The sequence below is a fragment of the Sphingomonas sanguinis genome (genome assembly GCF_001476905.1).
Classification (GTDB): Bacteria; Pseudomonadota; Alphaproteobacteria; order Sphingomonadales; family Sphingomonadaceae; genus Sphingomonas; species Sphingomonas sanguinis_B.
The window spans coordinates 1-2,305 of record NZ_LDTE01000164.1 but is presented as its reverse complement, the minus strand read 5'-3'; the positions used below and the strand labels follow the sequence as shown (position 1 = coordinate 2,305).

The 2,305-nt window shown below is 65.9% G+C and carries 3 protein-coding genes; 2 read left to right on the top strand and 1 reads right to left on the bottom strand.

Going from position 1 to position 2,305, the window contains the following annotated elements:
• Positions 1–976 (top strand): serine hydrolase (locus SB4_RS18100; RefSeq protein WP_058753681.1); only part of this gene is annotated, 976 nt, incomplete at its 5' end.
• A 6-nt stretch (positions 977–982) separates the two neighbouring features.
• On the opposite strand, the gene SB4_RS18095 is transcribed toward SB4_RS18100, so the two are convergent.
• Positions 983–1,624 carry a hypothetical protein gene (locus SB4_RS18095; RefSeq protein ID WP_153006332.1) on the bottom strand — a complete coding sequence of 214 codons (642 nt, stop codon included), beginning with the start codon at positions 1,622–1,624 and terminating at the stop codon, positions 983–985.
• A gap of 307 nt (positions 1,625–1,931) precedes the next feature.
• Between SB4_RS18095 and SB4_RS18090 the strand changes: the two genes are divergently transcribed.
• Positions 1,932–2,305 (top strand): 5'-3' exonuclease (locus SB4_RS18090; RefSeq protein WP_058753679.1); only part of this gene is annotated, 374 nt, incomplete at its 3' end.

The following is a 2,305-nucleotide window of genomic DNA, read 5'->3' as shown; positions in this document are numbered from 1 at the left end:
GCCCCGCCCCAGCCGCGCGCCCTCCGCGCCCACCGAGCTGGTCAGCGCGATCAACCGCCTGTCCGCCAATTTCTCGGGCAAGAAGGGCATTGCGGTGCGCGCGGTCGATGATGGCTGGACCGTCGAGGTCGGCGGTCGCCAGCGCCTGCCCCAGCAATCGGTATCGAAGCTGTGGGTCGCGATCACCCTGCTCGATCTGCGAGACCGGGGCCGGGCGCGCCTGGACGAGCCGATCGTCGTGCGGCGCGAGGACCTGACCCTGTTCCACCAGCCGATCGCAATGCTGGTCAAGGGCGATGGTTATCACACCACGGTCGGCGAACTGCTGACCCGTGCGCTGACCCAGAGCGACAATACCGCCAACGACCGGCTGCTGACCTTTGTCGGCGGGCCGCAGGCGGTGCGGGCGATGATCGCGAACAAGCGGCTGGGCGATATCCGCTTCGGCCCGGGCGAGCGACTGCTCCAGGCCAAGACCGCTGGCCTTACCTGGCAACCCGCCTTCGCGGCGGCGGGCGCGTTCCAGGCGGCGCGCAACCGGCTCGATCCGGCGGCGCGGACGGCGGCGCTCAACGCCTATGTCAATGATCCGCCCGATGGCGCCGCGCCGATCGCCATCGCCGATGCGCTCGCCCGGCTGGCGCGTGGCGAGCTGTTGTCCGAAACCTCGACCCGCATCCTGATCGACACGATGGAGGCCTCGCGCACCGGCCATGCCCGCCTGCGCGCCGCCGTGCCGTCGGGCTGGACGATCGCGCACAAGACCGGGACGGGCCAGGACCTGGGCCGCCGCAATGCGGGCTTCAACGATGTCGGCCTGCTGACCGCGCCGGATGGCCGCCGCTTCGCCATCGCGGTGATGATCGGCGACACGACCGAGGATATCCGCAAGCGGCAGCTGCTGATCCAGAATGTCGCGGCGGCGGTGGCCGATGCGGCGGGACCGCCACGCGGGCCGGTGGCAGTGGCGAACTGATCCGCCCTAGCCGTCGGGCGTCAGGGAGCGAACCACCTTCCCATTCTGGTCGAGAAAGTCGATCGCCGAGGTGCCATCGTCTTTGACCCGCAGGAAGATCCGCGGCGTTCCCTTCGCATCCTGCAATATGATCGCGGCCCCGTCCTGCGAACGGCCGACGAAAAGCCGCGTGGCGGTTTGCATGGCCTTACCGTCAGGTTCTTTCGCCTTATACTCCGGCTGCGAAGACGGCTGATCGTTGATGATCAGCGCGGCATTGTGCCTGTTGCCAGAATCGGTTTGCAGGAGCTGCAGGGTCTGGTCTTGTTCATAGCGATCGAATGTCAGGCTGGCACCCGCATGGACGCCGGAGGCATCTTTCTTACCTGCCCAGATAAGACCGCCATTCTCCGTGCCCTCATCATTCAGAAACAGCATGCCAGCGGCATGGCGTCGATCCGGGCGAGGCTTTTCCTGTCCCTTCAGGAACTCGCCTGGAAACCGGTCGCGGCCTGCGATGACCAATCTCAGGGTGCCGTCTGGCTCGCGTACGTTGATCCGCTCGACGTCGATCGTTCCGAATTTGCTGGTCGGCGCCACGGCAGCGACCAACGCCCCCGCAGCGATCACCAAGGATGCGCCGGTGACGATTCCCTTCCAGTAACTCATAGTCTCACCCCCGTGAAATGCTGATATATTACAGCAACTCACTTGAGCGTCAATGTGCGACGGCGGCCCTTTTTCCATCCCGCATCACCAGCCACTGCTTGCCAGACCCAGCGGCGGCGCGGAAGGGATGGGCACTTCACAGGATTTCCATCCTGAGACACGTCGTTTTCATCACGCGGCGGCTGACCGAACCTCGTCCCCCTAACCGATCGTCCACCCCCCAACGTGGCCCATTCGCCACACGCCCCAAAAACCGCTAACATCAGGGGCTATTTACCCTCCGCCGCATCCGCTAAACCGCGCGCATATGCCCCATCTCTATCTCGTCGACGGCTCCGGCTATATCTTCCGCGCCTATCACCGCCTGCCGCCGCTGACGAACAAGCATGGCGAGCCGGTGGGGGCGGTCTATGGCTATACCACCATGCTGTGGAAGCTGGTGGACGAGATCAACGCCGCCGACGGGCCGACCCATATGGCGGTGGTGCTCGACAAGTCGTCCAAGACCTTCCGCAACGAGATGTACGACCAGTATAAGGCGCACCGGCCCCCACCCCCGCCCGATCTGGTCCCCCAGTCTCCTATCACCCGCCCACCCACCCCCCCCTCCCCGCCTCCCTGCCTCCACGACAGTGGGCGGCAAGCCGGCACCCTACAGGCCACCAGCCGCCCGACCGCACA

Coding starts and splice junctions, on each gene's coding strand:
- SB4_RS18095 (WP_153006332.1), bottom strand. CDS start 1,624: ATGAGTTACTGGAAGGGAATCGTCACCGGCGCATCCTTGGTGATCGCT.